General features: G+C 35.1%; 25 protein-coding genes. 14 read left to right on the top strand and 11 right to left on the bottom strand.

Going from position 1 to position 24,247, the window contains the following annotated elements:
• Positions 1–194: 194 nt before the first annotated feature.
• Positions 195–863: a DUF2461 domain-containing protein gene (locus ASG31_RS04670; protein WP_056028633.1), complete on the bottom strand. Its 669-nt coding sequence runs from the start codon at positions 861–863 to the stop codon at positions 195–197.
• A 271-nt stretch (positions 864–1,134) separates the two neighbouring features.
• Between ASG31_RS04670 and ASG31_RS04665 the strand changes: the two genes are divergently transcribed.
• The 9 genes from ASG31_RS04665 (at position 1,135) to ASG31_RS18305 (ending at position 9,325) form a co-directional block, all read left to right on the top strand.
• Entirely contained in the window at positions 1,135–2,865 is a 1,731-nt protein-coding gene (locus ASG31_RS04665) for a DEAD/DEAH box helicase (RefSeq protein ID WP_056028630.1), read from the top strand.
• Positions 2,866–3,093: 228 nt separating this feature from the next.
• Positions 3,094–3,732, top strand: coding sequence for a DUF47 domain-containing protein (locus tag ASG31_RS04660; protein WP_056028627.1), 639 nt, complete (start codon positions 3,094–3,096; stop codon positions 3,730–3,732).
• Positions 3,733–3,747: 15 nt separating this feature from the next.
• Positions 3,748–4,890: an inorganic phosphate transporter gene (locus ASG31_RS04655; RefSeq protein ID WP_056028624.1), complete on the top strand. Its 1,143-nt coding sequence runs from the start codon at positions 3,748–3,750 to the stop codon at positions 4,888–4,890.
• A 313-nt stretch (positions 4,891–5,203) separates the two neighbouring features.
• Positions 5,204–6,175 carry a polyprenyl synthetase family protein gene (locus ASG31_RS04650; protein ID WP_056028682.1) on the top strand — a complete coding sequence of 324 codons (972 nt, stop codon included), beginning with the start codon at positions 5,204–5,206 and terminating at the stop codon, positions 6,173–6,175.
• 93 nt (positions 6,176–6,268) lie between these two features.
• On the top strand, positions 6,269–7,228 hold the full coding sequence (locus ASG31_RS04645) for a GSCFA domain-containing protein (protein ID WP_056028679.1): 960 nt from the start codon (positions 6,269–6,271) through the stop codon (positions 7,226–7,228).
• A complete protein-coding gene (locus ASG31_RS04640) occupies positions 7,221–7,733 on the top strand; it encodes a DUF4269 domain-containing protein (protein ID WP_056028621.1) in 513 nt (170 codons plus the stop codon). The genes ASG31_RS04645 and ASG31_RS04640 overlap by 8 nt, the downstream gene beginning before the upstream one ends.
• A gap of 5 nt (positions 7,734–7,738) precedes the next feature.
• Entirely contained in the window at positions 7,739–8,512 is a 774-nt protein-coding gene (locus ASG31_RS04635; protein WP_056028676.1) for a TatD family hydrolase, read from the top strand.
• A 5-nt stretch (positions 8,513–8,517) separates the two neighbouring features.
• On the top strand, positions 8,518–8,883 hold the full coding sequence (locus ASG31_RS18310) for a hypothetical protein (RefSeq protein ID WP_117585816.1): 366 nt from the start codon (positions 8,518–8,520) through the stop codon (positions 8,881–8,883).
• A gap of 10 nt (positions 8,884–8,893) precedes the next feature.
• Entirely contained in the window at positions 8,894–9,325 is a 432-nt protein-coding gene (locus ASG31_RS18305; RefSeq protein WP_117585815.1) for a methyltransferase domain-containing protein, read from the top strand.
• A 25-nt stretch (positions 9,326–9,350) separates the two neighbouring features.
• Here the strand turns inward: ASG31_RS18305 and ASG31_RS04625 are convergent, their stop codons facing one another.
• The gene (locus ASG31_RS04625) at positions 9,351–10,610 is read right to left on the bottom strand and encodes a DEAD/DEAH box helicase (RefSeq protein WP_056028618.1); all 1,260 of its coding nucleotides are present in this window, start codon (positions 10,608–10,610) and stop codon (positions 9,351–9,353) included.
• A 165-nt stretch (positions 10,611–10,775) separates the two neighbouring features.
• A complete protein-coding gene (locus ASG31_RS04620) occupies positions 10,776–11,264 on the bottom strand; it encodes a DUF6438 domain-containing protein (protein WP_056028615.1) in 489 nt (162 codons plus the stop codon).
• Positions 11,265–11,450: 186 nt separating this feature from the next.
• Between ASG31_RS04620 and ASG31_RS04615 the strand changes: the two genes are divergently transcribed.
• Positions 11,451–12,203 (top strand): class I SAM-dependent methyltransferase, encoded by a 753-nt coding sequence (locus ASG31_RS04615; RefSeq protein WP_231433805.1) that lies wholly within the window; start codon positions 11,451–11,453, stop codon positions 12,201–12,203.
• Positions 12,204–12,236: 33 nt separating this feature from the next.
• On the opposite strand, the gene ASG31_RS04610 is transcribed toward ASG31_RS04615, so the two are convergent.
• The 4 genes from ASG31_RS04610 to ASG31_RS04595 form a co-directional block, all read right to left on the bottom strand.
• Positions 12,237–12,875: a porin family protein gene (locus tag ASG31_RS04610; RefSeq protein WP_056028612.1), complete on the bottom strand. Its 639-nt coding sequence runs from the start codon at positions 12,873–12,875 to the stop codon at positions 12,237–12,239.
• A gap of 85 nt (positions 12,876–12,960) precedes the next feature.
• On the bottom strand, positions 12,961–13,944 hold the full coding sequence (gene obgE, locus ASG31_RS04605) for a GTPase ObgE (protein ID WP_056028609.1): 984 nt from the start codon (positions 13,942–13,944) through the stop codon (positions 12,961–12,963).
• Positions 13,945–14,023: 79 nt separating this feature from the next.
• Complete coding sequence (locus tag ASG31_RS04600; protein ID WP_056028606.1) at positions 14,024–14,602, bottom strand: adenylate kinase; 579 nt, start codon at positions 14,600–14,602, stop codon at positions 14,024–14,026.
• 153 nt (positions 14,603–14,755) lie between these two features.
• The gene (locus tag ASG31_RS04595) at positions 14,756–15,310 is read right to left on the bottom strand and encodes a phosphoribosyltransferase (RefSeq protein ID WP_056028600.1); all 555 of its coding nucleotides are present in this window, start codon (positions 15,308–15,310) and stop codon (positions 14,756–14,758) included.
• Positions 15,311–15,621: 311 nt separating this feature from the next.
• Here ASG31_RS04595 and ASG31_RS04590 point away from each other — a divergent pair, with 311 nt between their 5' ends.
• From ASG31_RS04590 to ASG31_RS04580, 3 genes are all read left to right on the top strand, one after another.
• A complete protein-coding gene (locus ASG31_RS04590; RefSeq protein ID WP_056028597.1) occupies positions 15,622–16,980 on the top strand; it encodes an AAA family ATPase in 1,359 nt (452 codons plus the stop codon).
• Positions 16,955–17,689 (top strand): RloB family protein, encoded by a 735-nt coding sequence (locus tag ASG31_RS04585; RefSeq protein WP_056028594.1) that lies wholly within the window; start codon positions 16,955–16,957, stop codon positions 17,687–17,689. The genes ASG31_RS04590 and ASG31_RS04585 overlap by 26 nt, the downstream gene beginning before the upstream one ends.
• A gap of 70 nt (positions 17,690–17,759) precedes the next feature.
• Positions 17,760–19,046: an adenylosuccinate synthase gene (locus ASG31_RS04580; RefSeq protein WP_056028591.1), complete on the top strand. Its 1,287-nt coding sequence runs from the start codon at positions 17,760–17,762 to the stop codon at positions 19,044–19,046.
• 164 nt (positions 19,047–19,210) lie between these two features.
• On the opposite strand, the gene metQ is transcribed toward ASG31_RS04580, so the two are convergent.
• The 3 genes from metQ to ASG31_RS04565 form a co-directional block, all read right to left on the bottom strand.
• On the bottom strand, positions 19,211–20,020 hold the full coding sequence (gene metQ, locus ASG31_RS04575; protein ID WP_056028588.1) for a methionine ABC transporter substrate-binding lipoprotein MetQ: 810 nt from the start codon (positions 20,018–20,020) through the stop codon (positions 19,211–19,213).
• A 197-nt stretch (positions 20,021–20,217) separates the two neighbouring features.
• A complete protein-coding gene (gene metI, locus ASG31_RS04570; protein ID WP_056028585.1) occupies positions 20,218–20,874 on the bottom strand; it encodes a methionine ABC transporter permease MetI in 657 nt (218 codons plus the stop codon).
• Positions 20,867–21,895 carry a methionine ABC transporter ATP-binding protein gene (locus tag ASG31_RS04565; RefSeq protein WP_056028582.1) on the bottom strand — a complete coding sequence of 343 codons (1,029 nt, stop codon included), beginning with the start codon at positions 21,893–21,895 and terminating at the stop codon, positions 20,867–20,869. The genes metI and ASG31_RS04565 overlap by 8 nt, the downstream gene beginning before the upstream one ends.
• Positions 21,896–22,246: 351 nt before the next feature.
• On the opposite strand from ASG31_RS04565, the gene ASG31_RS04560 reads away from it, so the two are divergent.
• A complete protein-coding gene (locus ASG31_RS04560) occupies positions 22,247–22,975 on the top strand; it encodes a metallophosphoesterase (RefSeq protein WP_056028579.1) in 729 nt (242 codons plus the stop codon).
• Between the two features lie 335 nt (positions 22,976–23,310).
• Here ASG31_RS04560 and ASG31_RS04555 read toward each other — a convergent pair whose 3' ends face one another.
• Positions 23,311–24,225, bottom strand: coding sequence for a helix-turn-helix domain-containing protein (locus tag ASG31_RS04555; protein ID WP_056028577.1), 915 nt, complete (start codon positions 24,223–24,225; stop codon positions 23,311–23,313).
• Positions 24,226–24,247: the final 22 nt, after the last annotated feature.

Here is a 24,247-nt window from a genome sequence, read left to right as displayed (position 1 = left end):
TAATATATTTTTTTGAGAAAATAAATTCAGGCAGACGTGGTTTGGGTATGTTGGTTTTTAGATTTGTGAGAAAAATACTGATGATTTTTAGAACTTTGAAAACATACAGGCAGCTCCGTTAGGAGCGGTATCCGTGTAGCCTAAAATTTTTAAAACCTCGGCACAGTCCGTAAGATTGCTGTCTTTACAATAGTCTATTCCTCAATCGCCCTGTTCAGAAAATCATTCAGCGGCTTAGCGGTTTTGAATACTTCAGAGAATTTTTTTGCTGCATCTTTGTGCGTGAGTTGATCATCCGTCAAAGGATAAACTACAATAAAATTTTTCAGTTTTAAATATTCTGCCATTGGATCTTCTTTTTCAAATCCTTGAGGAATCTTCTTTAGTTTATCGTCCTGATCCAGTTCTTTAAAAAGTTTTTTAAAATCCTTCTGATGAATAATCTTCAGGAAATCTTCAGAATATAAAGAGATTTCTTTGCGGATCGCTTTTAAAGCTGCAGAATCCGGCATGTAAATTCCTGAAGCGAGAAAAGATTTTCCCGGCTCCACATGAAGGTAGTAGCCGGCTTTCCAGCTTCCTTTTCCCATTCCTAAAGACGCTCCCATATTGGTTTTGTATGGAGATTTATCTTTCGAAAATCTTACGTCACGGTAAATTCTGAAAAGTGTTTTTTTAGCATCATTTTTCAGAATGTCTTCATCAAAAGTTCCCATTTCAGAAATTAGAGTTTCCATAAACGCAATCAGGTTTTCCTGAGATTCGGTGTAGTATCGCTTATTTTCTGTAAACCACTCACGGTTATTGTTTTGGACAAGATTTTTGAGAAAAGTCAAAGTGTTTTCAGAGATTGATACAGACATAAGGAGGATGATTTTAAATCAAATTTAGCAATTTTCAATCCATACCCCGGTAATTTTTTAAAGAATTAATAAAATAATGATGTTAAAATCTATAATTTCTTAAATAGTTGAGGGGCAAGATATTTTTTAAAATTATGAATAAAAAAGATGATTTTTTTAATTATTTTAAAATATGAATGGTTTTTAAGATGTTAAATTATTAAATCTGTAATATACCATGTAAGATTATCCGAATTATAATTGTATCTTTGCAAAAATTTTATATTATTTAATGAATTTATTTACGGAGTCCAATTTAAGTCCTGATATTCTTAAGGCCGTTGGCGAACTGGGTTATGAAAGCCCGACAGAAATCCAAAAACAGACTATCCCTTTTATTCTTTCAGATATTCGCGATTTGATCGCACTTGCGCAGACAGGGACAGGCAAAACAGCAGCGTTTTCGCTTCCGATTTTGGATATGATTGACGATACGAGTCGCAAAATCCAATTTTTGGTGCTTTGTCCGACGCGGGAATTATGTCTTCAGATTGCTAAAGACATCCAAAATTACACGAAGTACATGCCAAACATTAAATCTACAGCAGTTTACGGTGGAAGCAGTATTATGGATCAAATGCGTTCTTTAAAGGATAAACCGCAGATTATTGTGGGAACTCCGGGAAGGGTGATTGATTTAATCAAAAGAAAAGCGTTAGACTTTTCAGCAATTCACTGGTTGGTTTTAGACGAGGCAGATGAAATGCTTTCTATGGGTTTCAAAGACGAACTGGAAACCATTATGAGCGAAACTCCGGAAACGAAACAGACTTTCTTATTCTCGGCAACGATGAGCAAAGAAGTTGAAAGAATTTCTAAAAATTATCTTACGAATCCTCACCGTATTTCTGTAGGTTCTATTAACGAAGTTAAAAAGAACATCAAACATGAATATTACGTGGCTGGTTACCGTCAGAAAAAAGAGGCTTTGAAGAGACTGATCGATTCAAACCCTAATCAATATTCAATTATATTCTGCAGAACAAGAATGGAAACTCAGGAAGTTGCCGATTTTCTGATGCAGAACGGTTATGCAGCTGATGCTCTTCATGGGGATCTTTCTCAGGCGCAGAGAGATACTGTAATGAAAAAATTCAGACTTAAAAATATCGATATTCTGGTTGCTACTGACGTGGCTGCGAGAGGTTTGGATGTGGATTCATTAACTCACGTAGTGCATTTCTCTTTACCGGATGATCCTGAAGTATTTGTTCACAGAAGTGGTAGAACGGGTAGAGCCGGGAAAGACGGAATTTCTATTTCTTTGATTAAACCTGAAGAAAGCAGAAAATTAAAGCAGATTAAAGCGGTTACTAAAATCGAGATTCACGAAGCAAGAATTCCTACAGGTAAAGATATTATCAAAGCACAGGTAGGAGGAGTTTTTGAAAATCTTTTGGAAGTAAACGAAGATTTCTTTGAGTTTGATGATTCTTTAATCCCGGATCTTTCGGAATTTACAAAAGAAGAACTGGTGCACAAACTTCTTCAGTTTCAGTTGAAAGATCTTGCTGCTTACTACAAAGACAGAGACGATCTTCACGAGCAGAAATTTAACAACAGAGACGACGACAGAGGCGGAAGAGGTGATAGAAGAGACCGTGACAGAGATGGAAGAGGCAGAGAACGTGACCGTGACAGAGGCCCAAGAGGTGACCGTGACGGAAGAGGCGAGAGAGGCAGAAGCGACCGTGGCGGAAAACCAAGACAGAGAGACGAAAATATGACCAGATTTTTCTTCAATCTTGGTAAAAAAGACCAACTGAAAAAACTGGACGTTTTAGAAATCATCAACAAAGCTACTTCAAGCAAAGGAAGCAAGAGAGCGGAAATCGGGAATATCGAAATCCTTGAGAAATTCTCTTTCTTTGAGATTGAAAAATCTTTCAAAAACGAGCTTTTAGGAAATATTCAGTCTATGAAATTCAAAGGGAAAGAGATGAGAGCTGAAGAAGCGAACTAATCTTATTCTTACCATATAAATTTAGCCGGCAGTTTTGTCGGCTTTTTTTTGTTTAAATATCAGTAAATCTGCGTTTTAAAGTTTTTTTTGTTCATCAATTTTCCCGTTTTCCAATTAAATGCCATTGTTGAAAATATTATCCCAATATGAACAAAAATTAATGCTGGATGCTTTTTGGTAAGAAGCTTTTTACTGAAATTTGCACTCGAATTATAATATATACATACAATGGGAATTGGTAATATTTTCCACGCTTTTCAGCCTAAAGATAAAATTTTCTTCGTGCTTTTCGAAAAAGTAACAGACAACCTTGTGGCCATGTCTGAAGAATTCAACGCAGGAATTAAAGATTTCGATCTTAATGATGATTCTCTTCTGAAGAAAATGAGCGATTACGAGCATAAAAATGATGAGCTTACGCACGAAATTTTTATAGAGCTTGGGAAAAACTTTATTACTCCGTTTGACCGTGAAGATATTCACACTCTGGCAACAGGTTTAGACGATATTGCAGATTATATCTATGCTTCGGCAAAATATATTTTCCTTTACAAATCTCCAGAGATGAAGGCCTATGCAGATTTCTCGCTGTTAATTCAGAAAGCCTGCGTGGAAATTCAGAATGCCATGAAGAATCTTAAAGGTTTCAAAAACATGGAACAGGTAAAAGAGGCCTGTATCAAAGTAAATTCTATAGAAAATATTGCTGATGATCTTCTTTCAAACTCTATGGTTGAGCTTTTCGAAAGCAATGATGCCATCAATGTGATTAAGGTTTCTTCTGTACTTAACTATCTTGAGATTGTGACAGATAAAGCCGAAGACGTAGCCAATACGATCGAGAATATCATGATTAAATACGCTTAAACAATAAATCTATAAATGGAATTTCCTGTTTTACTGATAGTGATTATTGCTTTGGCGCTGATCTTTGATTATATCAATGGTTTTCATGATGCAGCCAACTCTATTGCAACTATCGTTTCTACAAAAGTTTTAACTCCGTTTCAGGCTGTACTTTGGGCAGCACTATGGAACTTTGCAGCTTTCTTTATTGCTGCGTATATAATAAAAGATTTTAAAATTGGTAATACAATTGCCAAAACCGTCAACGAAAATTTCATTACTCTTGAAGTTATATTTTCCGGTCTGGTAGCCGCAATTGCCTGGAATCTTCTAACCTGGTGGTTCGGTATTCCTTCATCATCTTCTCACACATTGATCGGTGGGTTTTTAGGAGCGGCTCTTATGCATGCCTTTATGATGGATTACCGAGAAGTTGTAGCTGCACATCCGGATTTCGGAGTGTTTGAGACTATAAAACATGCAGCGGTAAAAGTTACTACGCAGGACATCGTAAAATTTGAGAAGGTGATACCTATCTTTCTTTTCATCTTCATGGCGCCAATTGTAGGTATGATTATTTCTATCCTAATCACTTTAATAATTGTACACCTTTACAAAAACTCAAATCCTTACAAGGCAGATAAATCTTTTAAAAGACTGCAGCTGGTTTCCTCTGCACTGTTCAGTTTAGGACATGGTTTGAATGATGCACAGAAAGTGATGGGAATCATTGGTGCTGCAGTTATTTACTATCACGTTCAGATGCTTGTGGATCCTGAATATCTAAAAATTGCCTCAGCAGACCGTTTTGACCATTTTGCGAAAGATTATCTGTGGGTTCCGTTGGTGTCTTTCGTGGCCATCGCACTGGGAACAATGAGCGGAGGTTGGAAGATCATCAAGACAATGGGAACAAAAATTACAAAAGTTACTTCTCTGGAAGGGGTAAGTGCTGAAACTGCAGGTGCAATTACATTGTTTTTAACAGACCATTTCGGTATTCCTGTTTCTACTACACACACGATTACAGGTTCAATTATCGGGGTAGGTTTAACGAAAAGAATCTCAGCCGTAAGATGGGGAATCACTGTTAGTCTTCTTTGGGCTTGGGTTTTAACGATTCCTATTTCAGCGATCGTTGCGGGAATTACTTACTTAGCAGTTACTTATTTCACATAAAAATTGATCACTTTAAAATATCAGAACTTTGCTCATTTGGGCAAAGTTTTTTGTTTTGAATAAAGGGTATTGAACTCAAATAAAAATCTTTTAGACGATTATGCTAAAAGCTCCCGTGCTTTTTTATAAATCCCCGAGAGCTTTTAGAGGAAGCAGGCGTGCATTTTATTTTTCCGTACTGACCTTTTGCATTTTGTATATTTTAAAAGAAAAAGAAGTTCCTGATGAATGTAAAATTGTATTGTTTACCCAAAGTTTTTTATTTCAAAACCCCTCAGAAAATCGTATTTTTGTTCAAACTATTTTACATTTTATGGAATTCTTAGACACCTACCAACAGATTGTTGCTGATGCCATTACCAAATATACTTTCAAAGACAAGCCGGCAGAGCTTTACGAACCGATGAATTACATCATTTCTCATGGTGGGAAGCGTCTTCGTCCGATTATGGTTCTCATGGCCTGCGACCTTTTTGGAGGCGATATGAAAGAGGCAATAAAACCTGCTCTGGCAATAGAGTTTTTCCATAATTTCACGCTGATTCATGATGATATTATGGATGAAGCACCTTTAAGAAGAAACAAACCAACCATTCATACCCTTCACGGGATCAACACAGGAATTCTTTCGGGAGACGGATTAATGCTGAAAGCTTATAAATTCTTCGAAGATCTGGAACCGGAAATCTTTAAAGCCTGCATCAGAATTTTTACGCATACCGGTTTGCTTCTTTGTGAAGGTCAGCAGTATGACATCAATTTTGAGACAAAAGAAGATGTTACTTTTGACGATTACATTAGAATGATAACCTATAAAACAGGCGTTTTAAGCGCATCATCTTTCGAAATCGGTGCGATGATCGCAAAAGCTAATTTTAAGGATGCCAAAGCTATCTTCAACTTTGGAAAACACATCGGGATTGCCTTTCAGATTATGGATGATTATCTGGATGTATTCGGAGATCAGGCACAGTTTGGAAAGAAGCATGCCGGAGATATTTACGAAAACAAAAAGACTGTACTTTACCTTTTAGCAAGAGAGTACGCTACCGAAGCTGAACTGAAAGAACTTGATTTCTGGTATTCTAAAAAGACCGATAATATTGATAAAGTCTACGGCGTAGAAAAGATTTTCAGAAGAACCGGTGTTGACGAAAAAGCTTTAAGACTGATCGAAAAACACAACGAAATCGGGCAAAGCTTCCTTCACAAAATCGACATCGATGATGAGAAAAAAAAACCTTTCGCAGAACTGGCAAACTATCTGTTGAGAAGAGAAAGCTAGTTTGAAAATTTGATAATGTACCAATTTGAAAATTATCAGCAATTCAATTCTTATTTTCAAATTATCAAATTAACTCATTTTCAAATTGACAGAATGAAATTCCGTACCGAAGTAAACGTCGCAGAATCTGAAAACAAAATCGGAATTGAAGATAAAATATTTTCAATAGGATCATGCTTTGCTTCTGAAATGTCTGATTTGTTTCAGAAAGGTCAGCTTCAAACCGTTAACAATCCATTCGGAACGATTTTTAATCCTTTTTCGATCAATAATTCGGTTAAAAGACTTCATGATTCAGAATTTTATAATGAAGATGAACTGATCAGTTATCAGGATGAATTTATTTCGCTTGATCATCATACTAGTTTTGACACGAGGTTTATTCATCAGACTTTAGATAAAATAAATTCCAAATTGGTTGAAGGAAATCAGTTTTTGCAGGAATCTAAATTGGTGATCATCACTTACGGAACTTCATTTATTTATGAATTTCAACCAAAGAAAAAACTGGTCGCCAACTGTCACAAAATTCCGCAGAAATTTTTTGAGAAAAGACTGTTGACGCATCCGGAACTGACAGATTCTATTTACGATACGATTATCAATTTAAAAGACATCTGTCCGGAAAATCTTCAGATCTTGTTCACTGTTTCGCCCGTTCGTCACTCCAAAGATGGTATGATTGAAAATCAGTTGAGTAAATCTAAATTAATTACGGCGGTTCACGAAGTCATTTCGCAGTTTGAAAACTGTCATTATCTTCCGATTTATGAGATTTTAATGGATGATTTAAGGGATTATCGATTTTATAAAGACGATTTGATTCACCCGAATTCTCAGGCAGTAAATTATATTTTTGAAAAATTTGGAAATGCTTATTTTTCAGATGAAACCAAAGATTTTATCAGAGAAAATTTTAAAATCAATCAGGCTTTGGAACACAGAACTGATGATGAGAAAGATCCGAAATTCATTGAATTTAAAGAAAAATTAAATCAGAGAATTGAAGTTCAACGCCTGAAAGTAAAGCATAAAATATTTTCAGATGATTGATTTTACAAAACCTGATTATCTGAAAACAGGAAATGAAAAGCAGAAAAGAGTTTTTGAAGTTCTTATTAAATACAGAATTTTTGAAAGATTAAAAGGTTATTATCCAATATTAGCAGGAACTATTCCAATTGAAATAGACATTAAAGGAAGCGATTTGGATATTATTTGCGAGGTTAAAGATCAGGTTGAGTTTAAAAACTTTTTAAATAAAACATTTTCTGAATTTGATTTGAATATTGAAACCATTGTAATTAACGGTACTACATCGGTTGTCTGTAATTTTAAAATTGAAGAATTTCCAGTCGAAATTTTCGGACAAAACAAGCAAACAACGCAACAGAACGCATTTCTCCACATGATCGCACAGCACAAAATTCTGATGGAAAAAGGAGAGGAATTTAAACAGAAAATAATAGATCTTAAGAAAAAAGGAATTAAAACAGAACCCGCTTTCGGAGCTCTTTTAAATTTAGAAAATCCTTACGAAGATCTTTTGAAATTTTAAAAATGATGATTGATACACATACGCATTTATACGCAGAAGAATTTGATGAAGACAGAGCAGAAGCTATTCAAAGAGCTTTAGATAAAGGAATTACAGAATTTTATATTCCAGCCATCGATTCAGAATCGCACGAAAAAATGTTGCAGCTTGAAAGTGAATATCCTGATCAGATTTTTTCCATGATGGGACTGCATCCTTGCTATGTAAAACCGGAAACGTGGGAAAAAGAGCTTGAAATCGCAAAAAATTATCTCGACCAAAGACATTTTCCAGCCATCGGAGAGATTGGGATTGATCTGTATTGGGATAAATCAACTCTGGATATTCAGGTGAAAGCTTTTGAACAGCAGATCGAATGGGCAATTGAAAAATATTTGCCAATTGTCATTCACACAAGAGAAAGTTTTGACGAGACTTTTGAAGTTTTAGAAAGAAAAAAACATCCGAAATTACGTGGGATTTTCCATTGTTTCTCAGGAAATCTTGAACAGGCAAATCATGCTTTAGATTTAAATTTTATCTTAGGAATCGGTGGGGTAGTGACCTTTAAAAATGGCAAGATCGATCAGTTTTTAAAAGAAATTCCTTTGAATAAAATCGTTCTTGAAACAGATTCTCCTTATCTTGCACCCGTTCCGTTCCGTGGAAAAAGAAATGAAAGTTCATATCTTGATTTGGTTGCAGGAAAACTGGTTGATATTTACGGAGTTGATTTTTCTGAAATTGACAGAATAACAACTGAGAATGCAAAGAGAATTTTTAAAACAAATCCTATATAAAAGAAATGAAAGCTGTCTTTTCAAAATTGTTGAGATATTTAAAATTAATTTATTTAGCAGATAAATTAAGATTTTTATTAGCTAAAAACAAAAATGCAAAAAGAAACAGAGAGTTTCAAATGTTGCATCCTGATTTTGTTTTTCCTCCTGATTATTTAATGTATGAATCCTTCCATTTAGATTACAAATCATATTATAACAGTGGAGCTTCGTCTGCTGATTTTTTGATCAATCTTTATAAAAAATTCAGTAACGTAATTGATCCTAAAATTTTAGATTGGGGATGCGGTCCGGCAAGAGTGGTGCGGCATATTCCTAAGAAGTTAAACCTACACACACACACACACAGGCGTTTATGCAACAGACTATAATCCAGAAACAATTTCCTGGAACAAGAAAAATATAAAAGATGTTATTTTTAATTTGAATACGCTGGATGCGATTCTTCCGTATGAAGATTCTTTTTTTGATTTTGTTTATGGTATTTCGATTTTTACACATTTGTCTGAGAAAATGCATTTTGAATGGAGAAGTGAACTATCAAGAATCATCAAAAAAGATGGAATCCTGATATTGACTATGCAGGGAAACATGTTTAAAACAATTTTAACTGAATCTGAAATTAAAAATTTTGAAGCTGATAAACTGGTAGTTCGTGGAAATGTAAAAGAAGGGCACAGAACTTATTCTGCATTTCATCCTGACCAGTTTATGAAAAATCTTTTTGAAGAATTTGAGGTTATGGAACATCAAAAATCTTACATAGATAATGGAAAACCACAGCAGGATGTCTGGGTTCTGAGAAAAAAATAAGCCTTCCCATCGGAAGGCTTTGCTTTTATTTCTTTCTGAAAAAATTACTTTTATTCTTAGGCTTTTTGCTGTGATCAGATTTCTGCTGACCTGCAGGGTTCGGTCTTGGAAGAAAAGGTTTGTTATTGGAGTCTCTCTTTTCAACAATCAGATTATCGGTGTGGAAAGGATGATCTTTCACCACAGGAATTTTCATTCCTATTAATTTTTCGGTGTCTTTTAAATTTAATAAATCCAAACCGTCAACAAATGAAAGCGAACTTCCCTCAGCTCCTGCCCGGCCCGTTCTTCCGATTCTGTGAACATAAGTTTCTGCCACATCAGAAAGTTCAAAGTTGATTACATATTTCAGTTCGTCAATATCAATTCCTCTTGCAGCAATGTCTGTTGCCACCAAAACGCGCGTTTTTCCTGATTTAAAATTACTTAAAGCATTCTGTCTCGCATTTTGAGATTTATTCCCGTGAATCGCTTCTGCTGTGATGTTTGAAGCCTGTAATTTTCTGGCAATTTTATCTGCACCATGCTTGGTTCTTGAGAAAACCAAAACAGATTCTTTAATGTTTTCCTGAAGAATGTGAGAAAGCAGATCCAGCTTTTTATCTTTATCAACAAAATAAACAGATTGTTTAATGGTTTCTGCTGTAGAAGATATGGGTGTTACCGAAACTTTTATTGGAGTATTTAGAATTGAATCCGCCAGTTTCTGAATTTCTGTGGGCATCGTTGCAGAGAAAAACAGAGTCTGTCTTCTTTGAGGTAAAAGTTTAATGATTCTTTTTACGTCGTGTACAAAACCCATGTCGAGCATTCTGTCGGCCTCATCCAAAACGAAAATTTCAAGATTTTTAAGGGAGATAATTCCCTGTGCGATAAAATCCAGTAGTCTTCCCGGTGTAGCCACAAGGATATCAACGCCTCTTCTCAAAGCTTTTTCCTGATTTCCCTGTTTTACACCACCAAAAACAACAAGCTGTCTCAAAGACAGGTTTTTTCCGTAATCGTTAAAACTTTCTTCAATCTGAATCGCCAGTTCTCTTGTTGGCGTAAGAATCAGTGCCTTGATATGATTGTTTTTCGGGCCTTTTCTTTCGGTAAGGTTCTGAAGAATTGGAATGGCAAAAGCGGCTGTTTTTCCTGTTCCGGTCTGTGCTGTACCAAGCACATCTCTTTGCTCTAATATTGAAGGAATCGCTTGTTCCTGAATAGGGGTAGGTTTTTCGTAACCTTGATCTTGAAGCGCATCAAGGATGGGCTTAATCAAATTTAAGTCGGTAAATAACAAAATATTTGTTGTGTATTAAAATAATGCGGTCGAAGCAGTATACTTCATCATTTTTAGCAGATCTGCTAAGTTTTTTTAACAGAGTTTTTAAGTAAAATCATTTACTGTCTGGCTGAGAATGCCGCGAAATATGCTGCAAAGATACTCTAAATTATTTTAAGAAAATTATTCCACCTTTTTCCAGTCCTGATTGGTTCTGAGATCTTCAAAAAATCTGTACACTTCCATCAGTTTAGGGCTTCCTTTTTTGCCGTAATCTTCCACTTCTTTTGAGGTTCCGTCAGCAAATTTTATTCTCAGGTAAGAAGTTGCCATGTCACTTATATTTCTGCTTCCGTACTTGTCATTCATGGTTTTGATGATCAGTCCGTCAATCAGGGCAGTCAGTTTTTTATAATCTTCTTCTTTTACAGTTCCTTTAAAAGTGCCTTCTCTGGGCTTATCGAACTCTCCTTTTGTAAAGCCTTTGGAGAAGTTAAAATGTTCAGCCTCAAAAGTCGCAGTTCGGTCTGGATTAACAATAATTTTAAACATTGGGCATGAGCCAAAGCATGGCCCCGCCTCATATTCTATTTGAGAATATTTTGAATTGTTTTTTTGTGAAGCACATGATAAAAGAACAACGGATGCAAATAATGCGAATAAATATTTCATATCTAAATTTTTAATGTTTTATAAAAAGTACAGAAAAGTCTAATAAAGCTGGATTTTTTCCTGAATTTATTTTTTTGAGAATTTTATTTTAAAATAATTTTGTGGGGTCTTGCAATAATTATTCCATTGATTTTTTTTGAGGATTTTGATGCTGATTGCTTTAGTTTTCTTCTAAATTTTGTTATTTTGAATTCTGATAATTACAGTATGTACAATTTTCTGAAATCGGTTGTGAAAAATATTATTTCCAAAGAAACTCTCATCAAAAATGAAGATCAGTTTCGGAAATTATTAAAACCATTTTATCGTGGAAATAACCATCGCTGCAATATCTGCGAAACCGGTTTAAAGAAATTTGTAAAACTGGAAAACGGTGATCTCATCTGCCCTGTGTGCGGAAGTCTGCCGCGAACAAGAAGACTCAATCTCCTCCTGGAAACAGAATTTTTAAAATCCAGTGACTTTTTTCTCGATTTTTCGCCGTCAAGAATGCTGTACAAAAAATGGAAAAAAAGAAAAGATATTTCCTACTTTCCCACTGATTTTGAGAATGAATTTCTTTCTGATTACCGTTTTGACATCACAAAAATTGATGCAGAAGACAATACTTTTGATCTGATTGTCTGCTATCACATCCTCGAACATATTACAGAAGATGCTGCGGCAATGAAAGAGCTGTACAGAGTTTTAAAACCGGAAGGCTCAGTTTTAATTCAGACACCTTTCAAAGACGGAGAAATCTATGAAGATTTCAGTAAAATAACGCCTCAGGAAAGGTTAAAGTATTTCGGACAGGATGATCACGTAAGAATTTATTCGGTTTCAGGACTTGAAAAACGTTTGAGTGATGCCGGTTTTATAACGGATGTTCAGATTTTTGAAGAAGATAATTATCGTGGATTTTCACAAAATGAGGTGGTAATTATGTGCAAAAAATAAAAGAGAAACTTTTCAGCTTCTCTTTTCTATATATTAATTAAATCTGTAACCTACACCGGCTTGCAGAAAGCCAATTTTTGTTTCAAAACCTTTCCTGTGAGTATCAAAAAAGTTGAAGTTGTATCTTGCGTCAACAAAAATTTTGTCAGTTATTTTATATTCTGCACCAAGAAAAGGGAAAAGGTTTAAAGTTTTATAATCTACCAGATCCTGAGAATCTGTACCGTTTACAATTACATTGGTTTTCATTTTTTCAGAAAGATTAAATCCGAAATTCACCCCTGCAGAAGCCGAAAATTTTGGAACAAAATAATATTTTACTGAAACAGGAATCTGAATTTGAGTAAACTGATAATTGAACTCTACATTTCCCGTCTCAACGATTTCGTTGTTAACAAGCTCTACCAGCGGAAGAGAATCTTTACCGCCAATCTGAGTGTACAAAGCTTCAGCCTGAATACTTACGTTTGATGAAACCGGTTTTTCCACAACAAATCCTGCATAGAAATAGGATTGAGAATCCAGCTTGTCATCAAAAATTTTCATGTTTGATAATGAGTAGCCCGCTTTTGCACCAAATTTAAAATCAGATCCGGAGCTTTCAGAAGTTGTCTGGGCAGTTATAAGTCCCGAAATTGTGACCGCTAAGGTCAAAAAAAAATTCTTTGTCATTTTTCTTTTAGTTTAATATTAAATCTAACGAAGTTTTTATAAAGAAATTGTGCTGCAAATCTCTTTACAGCACAATTTTTATTTTTCATCCGTGAAGTTGTTTCCAGATGGCATCTTTCAGTTCTGTGAGGCCTTCACCGGTGACACCTGAGAAGAATAACGGTTTTTTATTCTCCGGAAATTCTGCTGAGATTTCTTTTCTCAGTTCATCATCCAGAAGATCTGCTTTAGAAATTGAAATAATGAAATCTTTATCTAAAAGTTCAGGATTGTATTCTTTCAACTCGTTTTCCAGAATTTTAAACTCCTGAAAATGATCTTCAGAATCCGCAGGAATTAAAAATAATAAAATCGAATTTCTTTCAATATGTCTCAGGAATCTGTGCCCTAAACCTTTACCTTCAGCAGCGCCTTCGATAATCCCAGGAATATCTGCCATTACAAAAGATTTGTAGTTTCTGTAATCCACGATTCCCAGGTTTGGAGTTAAAGTGGTGAAAGCGTAATTGGCAATTTTTGGTTTAGCAGCAGAAACTGATGCCAAAAGAGTAGATTTTCCGGCATTCGGGAAGCCTACCAATCCTACATCCGCAAGGATTTTAAGTTCGAAAACTACGTAACCTTCCTGTCCCGGCATCCCTGGCTGTGCAAAACGAGGCGTCTGGTTGGTAGAAGATTTGAAAAACTCATTTCCTTTTCCACCTTTTCCACCTTCCATCAGGATAATTTCCTGACCGTCTTCCATAATTTCGCCAATAATTTCGCCATCTTCATTTTTGGCAATTGTTCCGATGGGAACATCTACATATACATCTTCACCAAAAGCTCCTGTCAACTGGTTTTTTGCTCCGTTCTGTCCGCGTTCCGCTTTTACGTGACGGGTGTAACGAAGCGGAAGTAAAGTCCATTCATGGGCATTTCCTCTCATGATCACGTGACCGCCACGGCCTCCGTCTCCACCATCAGGACCACCTTTGGGGATATATTTTTCACGGCGAAGATGGGCAGAACCTCCGCCACCATGACCGCTTTTACAATGGATCTTTACGTAATCTACAAAATTGCTCATAATTTCAATTCAAGGTTTGAGGTTTAAAGTTCAAAGTTCCCAACCTTGAATATTGAACTTTGAATATTGAATCAAAAATTTATGAAAATTTTTGAACTTCAGCAAAAAGCATTTCAGAGATATCATTGATTTCTCCTACACCGTTGATCTCAACGTATTTGCCCTGCTGCTTATATAATTCTGCAACTTCTGCAGTTTTTGCGTAATATTCTTTTATTCTGCTTCCGATGATTTCTGCGTTGCTGTCATCAGATCTTCCGCTGGTTTCGCCTCTTTTCAAAAGTCTTTCCAGTAAAATATCGTCTGCTACAACCAGAGAAAGACAAACATCGATCTCATCATTCATTTCTTCTTTTACGATTTTTTCCAAAGCTTCTGTCTGCACAGCTGTTCTTGGATATCCGTCAAAAATAAATCCTGCCGCATCGGTCGGTTTTCTGATCTCGTCAATCAGCATATCTGTTGTTACCTGATCCGGAACCAATTCTCCTTTATCGATGTACGATTTAGCCAGTTTCCCAAGTTCGGTATCATTTTTCATGTTGAATCTGAAAAGATCTCCCGTTGAGATTTGTTTTAAATTGAATTTTTCGATTAAGTTTTGAGCTTGTGTACCTTTTCCACTTCCCGGAGGGCCGAACAGAACAATGTTTATCATAATAGTGAATTGCTTTTGGCAGTTGGCAGTTTGCCTTTTGACATTAGGCGATTTGCTTTTGCTTTCAGCTTATTTTTAGTTATTATTAAAATTTATTTCTTTCAATTTTTCTAAATGAAGGCTAAAAGCTGTCTGCTAAAAGCCAACAGCATTTTAATGGTTGATTTGTCCGTCAGCCAGTTGATACAGGTTGGGTAAATTTCTTCCCAACTCATCGTAATCAAGACCATACCCTAAAACAAATTTGTTTGGAATTTCTTTTCCGATATAATCTAGTTTAAAATCTTTCTTGTAAACTTCAGGTTTCAATAAAAATGAAGCGATTTTCACAGATTTCGGCCTTTGGGTTTCGTTAAAATATTTGAAAAGGCTTTCAACCGTATTTCCCGTATCCACAATATCTTCTACCAGGATAATGTGACGGTCTTTTACATCTTTCGTAAGCTCCATTTTCTGGTAAACAATTCCTGTAGACTCAGTTCCGGCGTAGGAGCTCATTTGGATAAATGCAATCTCACATTCACCCGGATAATGTTTTAAAAGATCAGAGAAAAACATAATGACACCGTTCAAAACGCCAATGAAAACAGGAACTTCATTCTTATAATCTGCATAAATTTTCAGAGCGGTAGCTTTTACAATCTCCTGAATTTCGGCATCCTCTAAATAAGGCACAAAAGTTTTGTCGTGAACTTGAATACTTTCCATAAAATTTTTAGTAGGCGGCAAAGTTACGGAATTTTGATGAAAGTTTTTTGTGAGGTGTATCAGGTTTGTAAAACTTGACTTTCAATAATTCTTTTTGATGAAGCAATGAATAATTTAGACCTTCAAAATGTGGAAATTCTGACGAATTTTTAAAGTATTATCATGGAAATATGGTTGTGATTTCGCAGATCAATTTTTCACCGAAGTGATTTTTTCTCTTAAAACATATTTGTTTTTTCATAGTTTTGTTACTATTGTTTTAATTAAGAGAATTTTCCGTATTTTAGTTAAGAAATTTAAATTTATATGATATGTTAATTAGATTTGTTGTTGAAAATTTCCTATCTTTTGATAAAGAGACGGAGTTTAATATGTTAGTAGGTAATTTTAAGACTCACAAAAACCATGTTTATCCAGGTTCAGTAAAAACATTAAGGGCAGCAGCAATTTATGGTGCTAATGGTGCTGGAAAATCAAATATTGTCAAGGCGATTGAGTTTTTTCAGGATATAATTAAGGATGATGGCATTTTTCAACCTATACATAATTTTAAGTTCAAACTTAATAGTATAAATAAGACTAAGCCTATTACATTTGAACTCGAATTTTTATTAGGAAGAAAAATCTATAGATATGGTTTTACCTTTGATCATAATATAATATTGTCTGAGTGGTTGATTGAATCTGGCATTAGAAGGGATGATAAAATTATTTTTGAAAGAACAACATCAATTAAGGGAAAAACAAAAATTAGATTTCATGAAGAATATATTAAGAATAATAAACAGAAAATAATTATTGAAATATTAGAAGAAAATTTATTAAAGCCTAATGAAACTCTTTTATCTAAAGAATTTGAACTTAAAATTAAATTATTATCTCAAATTAAATACAAAATTACAGATAAGATAATTATTATTTATCCTCACAGTAAAGTTAGTAATTTAATAGTTTTTATGGCTTATTCTAAGGTTTTTTATGAGTTTTCTAATACATTATTAAAGTCTTTCGATACTGGTATAAAAGAATTGAAAGTTGAAACTTTTGATTTTAATAAATTTTTTGGAGAGGATGATGAAGATTTAAAGGAGTCCATAATTCGAGATTTGGAATCAGGAAATTCCGGTGGAATTACAATGTTTCATAAAAACAATGAAATCTTTATTAACAAAGAAGATAATAAATTTACAGTTAAAAAACTGACATCCTCACATATCGATAATAATGGTAATTCTATTAATTTCGAGTTGGATGAAGAATCAGATGGAACGCAAAGACTACTAGATTTTATACCGGCTTTTAATGGAGTTCTGACTCAAGATATGACTTTTATTATTGATGAAATTGATCAAAGTTTGCATCCTGTTTTATTAAAAGCAGTAATTAGTAAAATAATGTTGGAAGAAAACACAAAAGGACAATTGATATTCACTACTCATGAGTCAAATTTATTAGATTTGGATATTTTCAGACAAGACGAAATTTGGTTTGTTGAAAAAAATAAGTTAACTGGAGGATCTGCGATTTATTCTTTAAGTGATTATAAACCTCGATATGATTTAGATATTAGAAAAGGATATTTGAAAGGACGATTTGGAGGGATACCATTTCTGGCAAATTTAGATGAACTAAATTGGAATAATTATGATTCAGAGAAAGAGAGGGTATAAAAGAGAAACTCAAAATAATTTGCTTCGCGATTATAAATTATTTGCAATAGCTTGTGAAGGAGGAAAGAGGGAGCCTCAATATTTTCGATTGTTTGAATTTTTATCAACAAGAATCAAAGTAGATATAATTGAAGAAAAAATTCAAGATGAAGAATTGTTACAAAAATTTGAAACTAAATCTGCACCAAAATGGGTTTTAGATAGAGCTGTTAAATACATTGAACAAGAAGGGTTGATTGACGAAGATGAGCTATGGTTTGTTATGGATATTGACAGATGGAGCTTAAAACAGATAAGAGAAATGATAAACTATTGTTTGGATAAACCTATTTGGAATATTGTTTTAAGTAACCCTTGTTTTGAAGTTTGGTTATTTTTACATAAAAAAGAAAATTTCAATAATTCTAAATCTAACCAATGTAACGAGTTCAAGGAGGAAATTTCTAGTTTCGATTCTGAAGGATACAATCCTTTAAATTTCATAACACTTATAAAAGATGCAGTCATTAATGCAAAAGCTTTGGATACTAACCCAGTTAATGAAATCCCTTCATTAAAGGAAACAAAAGTTTATAAACTTGCGGAGTCTATTCTAAAATTTGTAAGCGAAAAACAATTTACGGAATTTGTTAAAGAAAAGCATCCACAATTGATCAAAGAATCTATAAAAAACGGTAAAAAAAATAAAAAAAATATCTCCAAAAAATAAAATTCCCCTCAAATTTGCCCACCCAATTTTTTAAAAGTAATTTTGCATGAATCTAAAATAAAAGTAAAATATGTCAACTTACGTAGTTGTAGGTCTTCAGTATGGAGATGAAGGTAAAGGAAAAATCACGGATGTTTTATCGGCAAAATCTGATTACGTTGTACGTTTCCAGGGGGGCGACAATGCTGGTCACACGGTTTATGTGGGTGAAGAGAAATTCGTTTTGCACCTTCTTCCATCGGGAGTTCTTCAGTGCAAAGGGAAGTGTATCATTGCCAATGGGGTAGTGGTAAATCCTAAATCTTTCATTAAGGAGGTGAATCAGATCGAAAGTAAAGGCCTGAGAACTGATCACATTTTCATCAGCAGAAGAGCGCATGTCATCATGCCTTACCACATTCTTTTGGATACTTACCGTGAGGAAGAGCACGGAGGAACGCAGATCGGAACGACCAAAAAAGGAATCGGACCTTGCTACGAAGATAAAATCGCAAGAGTGGGAATCAGAATGATCGACCTTCTCAATCCTGAGATTTTAAGAGACAAAATTGAGAAAAACTTAAAAATCAAGAATTCTCTTTTCGAAAAATATTACGACAAACCAACTTTAGACGTTGAAGAAATCTACAACGAATATCTGGAAATCGGAAAACAGCTTCAGGACAGAATCGTTGACACTGAACTGGAACTGAACGAAGCGATCAGAGACGGTAAAAACGTGTTGTTTGAAGGCGCTCAGGCGTTGATGTTGGATATCGACTTCGGAACGTATCCGTACGTAACTTCATCTTCTCCGTCAACCGGAGGAGTTTGTACAGGAGCTGGTGTTCCGCCAACTTCACTTCAGAATTTGATTGGTGTTGCCAAAGCATATTGCACAAGAGTAGGAAACGGACCTTTTCCTTCTGAATTGGACAATGAGTTAGGCGAAAGTATCAGACAAATCGGTGGTGAATTCGGAGCGACTACAGGTAGACCAAGAAGAACAGGTTGGTTAGACTTAGTTTCTTTGAAGCACGCCTGTATGATCAATGGTATCAATAACTTAGTAATTACTAAATTAGACGTTCTTACAGGAATTGAAAACCTGAAAATAGTTACACATTACAAAACTGAAGACGGAAAAATCATCGATTATTTCACTTCTTCAACAGAAAAATTGTACAACTACGAGCCAATTTATCAGGATTTACCAGGTTGGAACGAAGATCTTACCAAAGTAAGAAGCTACGACGAACTTCCGGACACGGCTCAGAAATACATCGAGTTCATCGAAAAGTATCTGGGAATCAATGTTTATTTGGTTTCTGTAGGTCCTGAAAGAAGTCAGAACATTATCAGAAAAGAATTATTCTAAGGAATCTTTTTTAAAAATACAAAAACCGCTTTTTTCGAAAAGCGGTTTTTTGTTGTCAAATTTTTAGGGTTAAAAAGTGTTCAAATTAATTTCAATCATCAATCATCAATCATCAATCATCATTCATCAATTATTACCCATTATCCATCACTCATTACCCATATCTAATGCCATCCCTTCACAGCGCCACCTTTAAAGATTTCTCTGGCTTTGTCTTCCACTTCTTTTGACTGATAGGCTTTGAGGAAATTTTTCACTTTTTCTGCATTTTTATTGTCTTCTCTTGAAACAACAACATTCATGTACGGCGAATCTTTATCTTCTTTAAAAATTCCGTTTTTATCGGCATCCAAACCTGCCTGGGCAGCAAAATTATTGTTGATAATTGCAATCACAACTTCTTTGTCATCCAGAACTCTGGGTAATTGTGGAGCTTCAATTTCCAGAATTTTCAGCTGTTTTGGATTTTCTGCAATGTCGGTAACTTTCGGTAGCAATCCGATGCCGTCTTTTAATTTTAACAAACCATTTTTCTGCAAAAGGAGGAGAGAACGTCCGCCGTTGGTTGGGTCGTTGGGAATGACAATCGTGCTTCCGTTTTGAAGTTCACTGATGCTTTTTATCTTTTTTGAATAGGCAATAATCGGGTAGACAAAGGTGTTTCCAATCACAGCTAATTTATACCCGCGCTGCTTCGACTGCTCATCAAGATAAGGAACGTGCTGAAATGCATTTGCATCGATGTCGCCGTTGTTCAAAGCCTCGTTTGGAACTACATAATCATTGAATGAAACCAGTTCCACCTCAAGATTGTATTTTTCTTTTGCCACTTTTTTGGCAGTTTCGGCAATCTTTTGTTCCGGTCCGGAAGTGATTCCTACTTTGATGAAATTAGGATCATCTTTTTTAGGAGAATTACACGCTCCAAACAAAAGCAGTCCTGCTGCTAAACTTAGAATTTTTATTTTTTTCATTGTAGATTATTTTTTTGTTATGCTGGGTGAGGGATGTTGGGTGTTGGGTGTTGGATGATGGAAGATGGGAGATGGGAGATTGGAGATGGAAGACTGAAGATGGGAGAAGTGAGATGGGAAAAATCCTGTCGCCTACACATTTGCCGAACGCTCAAACGCTCAAACGCTCAAACCCTCTATCTCTCCCACACAAAAACTCACCTGTGATCCACCCTCTTCGCTAATCGATCTCCAGAAAACTGAATGATGAACACCAAAGCCACGAGAAGTCCAAGCACAAGATTCATAATCAAAGCATCATAGCCAATATAGCCGTACTGATAACCGATCTGTCCCAATCCACCGGCTCCGACAGCGCCACCCATGGCGGAATAGCCGACTAATGTGATTAAAGTAATCGTTGCATTATTGATAAGTGAAGGCAGGGCTTCCGGCAACAAAACCTTTTTTATAATCTGAAAAGGAGATGCTCCCAGAGCTCTTGCGGTTTCAATCAGACCATTTGGAATTTCCAGAAGACTGTTTTCGACCAGTCTTGCAATAAACGGCGCTGCGCCAATGCTTAAAGGAACCAGTGCGGCATTCATTCCGATGGAAGTTCCTACGATAGATCTTGTGAAAGGAATCATCCAGACAATCAGGATAATGAAAGGAATTGACCTGAAAATATTAACCAAAACCGAAAGAATTCTGTTGTAAATGGTATTCTCTAAAAGTTGTCCTTTGCGAGTCACAAAAAGCAGAATTCCCACCGGAAGACCGAGCACAAAACCGAAAAATCCAGACACAAAAGTCATGTAAACAGTTTCCCAGACTCCCTTTGACAGGAGCGAAATTACAGTGTCACTAAGCATATCCTTTTAAAGTATTTTGAATGTTATTCTGATTAAAATAATAGATGGCTTTTTGGTTTTCTTCGCTTTCTCCTTTCAGATGAAGAAGAAGTTTGCCAAAATTGGAATCGCCCAGATATTCCACATCAGCCTTCAGAAGCTGGTAAGGAATCTTATACTGATCATAAATCACTGAAAGCAGTTTTTCAACGCTTATTTTTTCGTTTAATTCGATTTCAACCAGCGGAAAAAGTCCGGCCTGCGGCTCTTTCTGTAGTTTTTTATTGAGTTCCTGTGGTATAGTCATAACACCTGAGTTTAAAAATTGTTTGATGATAGGATTGTCTTTGTTGGAAATAATTTCGCTCAAAGTTCCTTTTGTTACTAATTGTCCTTTGTCAATAACGGCAACGTGGTTGCAGATCGCTTTGATGACTTCCATTTCGTGGGTGATCAGCAAAATCGTGATTCCAAGCCTGTGGTTAATATCTCTCAAAAGCTGCAGAATAGATTGCGTTGTTGCCGGATCGAGTGCACTTGTCGCTTCATCACAAAGCAAAAGATACGGGTCGTTGGCTAAAGCCCTTGCAATGGCAACCCTTTGTTTTTGCCCTCCTGATAAGCTTTTAGGATAATCATTGGCTTTATCTTCGAGTCCAACGATCTGCAAAAGTTCATTTACCTTTTGCCTGATTTCTTCTTTGCTTAAATTGTCCAGCTCCAGCGGAAGTGCGACGTTTTCAAAGACCGTCCTCGAAGAAAGTAAATTGAAATGCTGGAAAATCATTCCGATTTTTTTGCGCTCTTTGGCGAGTTGTTTTGATTTTAATTTGGTGAAATCTTTTCCGTTGATAATCATTTGTCCGTTATCAGGCCTTTCCAGAAGATTGACGGTCCTTATCAAGGTGCTTTTTCCTGCTCCCGAAAATCCGATGATTCCGACGATATCGCCTTTCTCAATACTCAGATTTACATCATCCAAAGCTTTGAAAGACTGTTTTTTCTGATAAAATGTTTTCGATATATTTTTAATTTCTATCATGTTTCCTGAATAGTTTTTAAATAAAAAAGGCTCTACAACGTGGTAAAGCCTTTATAAAAATGTCATAATAAAGTTTAAGCTCATCCACAAAAATCCACATACAAAGGCATACAGCAGTACATCATCGTAAAACTGATGTGCATCTCCCTCATTGAATTGTATCTGAATTTTGTCTTCATTTTCATTATTAAACCTTATTACGGTGGCAAAGATAGAACATATATTTTTATTAGTCTACTTTTTTAGTGGACTTTTTATATGTTTAAATTTAAAGAGTTGGTTTTTAGATTTTTAATTTTAAAATTTAGTTTTTGTTTGAGATTCTTAATTAAATTAAATTATTTTTAAAACATGAAAATTCAAATTATCAGTGATCTGCATCGGGAGTTTGGTTCCACTGATCTGTCTTTTGAAAATGCTGATGTGGTGATATTGGCAGGAGACGTAGATTTAGGAACGAGAGGAATTGAATGGATCAAAACTAAAATTCCGGATAAACCTGTGATTTATGTCTTAGGAAATCATGAGTATTATAAAGGTTCTTACCCGAAAACTTTAAATAAAATCAAAGCAGCTGCTGAAAATTCTAAAGTGTCTGTGTTGGAAGATTGTTCTGTTGATATTGAAGATGTAAGATTTCACGGGGCAACTTTGTGGACAGATTTCTCTATTTTTGGGAGTCCTATGGCTTACGGAAGTCTTTGTCAGTCTGAAATGAACGATTACAAGAAAATCAGACTTGATCTCTCTTACTCGAAGATGAGAAGTATTGATACATTTAAAATACATCAAATCTCAAAACATTGTTTAAAAGAAAGTCTGGAAAATTCTAAGGGAATGAAAAATGTTGTCGTAACCCATCACGCACCAAGCTTAAAATCTGTCCCGGAACATTTTCAAACTGATCCTGTCACTTCTGCATACGCTTCGAACTTAGAAAATTTTATTGAACTGCATCAACCTCTGTACTGGATTCATGGGCACATTCACACATCTTCGAGATATAAAATAGGAAAGACAGAAATTATCAGTAATCCGCACGGTTATATAGGCGAAAAATATAATGGCTTTGAAAAATAATTAATTATCGAAATATGAACCTTTGTGTCTGGAAATGAGCACAAAAAGATGAGAAAAAAAAACCTCTGAAAAATCAGAGGTCTTGTACCCATAACCGAAGAGATATCGAAACATTTGGTGGAAGATCTAGAAAGAATTTCTCAACTATCAGACTCGAAAAATTAAACTTTATTAGATCATTTCATTGCCGGTATCACAATTTCTATCGGTCATTTACAAGATGAGTTTTTTTATTTTTTATTAATAAGGATGAAGCATAAAATCGGCAATCAAACATTTTATCAGAGGGCATTGCAACAGAGTAATTATAAATCGTGACAAAGAAGGGAACTCTTTTACTGGACTCTAAAACTTGCAGGCGTATTGTCTGTTTGCTTTCGAAAAAAATGATGAAAATGAGAAACATCTTTAAATCCTAAACTGAAAGCAATTTCTGAAACCGTCCAATTGGTGTGTTTTAAAAGAATGATCGCTTCTTTTAAAAGCCGGTCATAGAGAAGGGTGCTTGTAGATTTTCCTGTAATTTCTTTTATGATTCGATTGAGATAATTGACGTGGACATTTAGTAAATCTGCATATTCGCTTGCTGTACGCAGAAGTTTTTGATTGTGTAAGTCTACTGGAAACTGACGGTCTAACAACTCATTGAAAATAGTATAAATTCTATCTTTTGATGTCAACTGATGATTCCTTTCGGAGACAGGACTCAGTTTGTTGCCAAGATGCAACAGCTGATTGATATAATTGCGGATCAGGTCATTTCTAAGAGGATAATCTGAATGATTCATTTCTTCAATTTTTGAAAATAGATCTTTCACTTCATTAACCTGATCACCTTCCAAAATAAAAATTGGTTTAACATTTTCAAGAAAAAGACTAAATTGATTGATTCCCTGCTTAAAATAATTGTCGTAAAATACATCAGTAAAAATTAAATAACCCGCATTGCTTTCTTCTTTTAGTACGTCAATCGTATATGGAACTTTAGGACTGAAAAACGATAATGACAAACCGGAAACTTTAATACTTTCATCACCGTAATGAACGATGTAATCGCCTTCCAGTAAACTGATTTTGAAAAAATCTCTTCTTCTGTAGGCAATCGTATTTCCCGATAAACAATCTGCAGAACTGAAAAAACGAAACTGAGTTGAATCTCTGATTTCTTTTTTTACCGCAAGTTTAGTTGACTGAAAATCTTCAAGCTTTTCACTTTTAGTAATTAATTGATGAGTGTGTTTAGATTTCATAACACGGTAATCTTTAATGTAG

Origin of the sequence: Chryseobacterium sp. Leaf404, assembly GCF_001424145.1 — a bacterium.
Lineage (GTDB): Bacteria > Bacteroidota > Bacteroidia > Flavobacteriales > Weeksellaceae > Chryseobacterium.
This window is presented reverse-complemented; position numbering and strand designations above follow the sequence as displayed.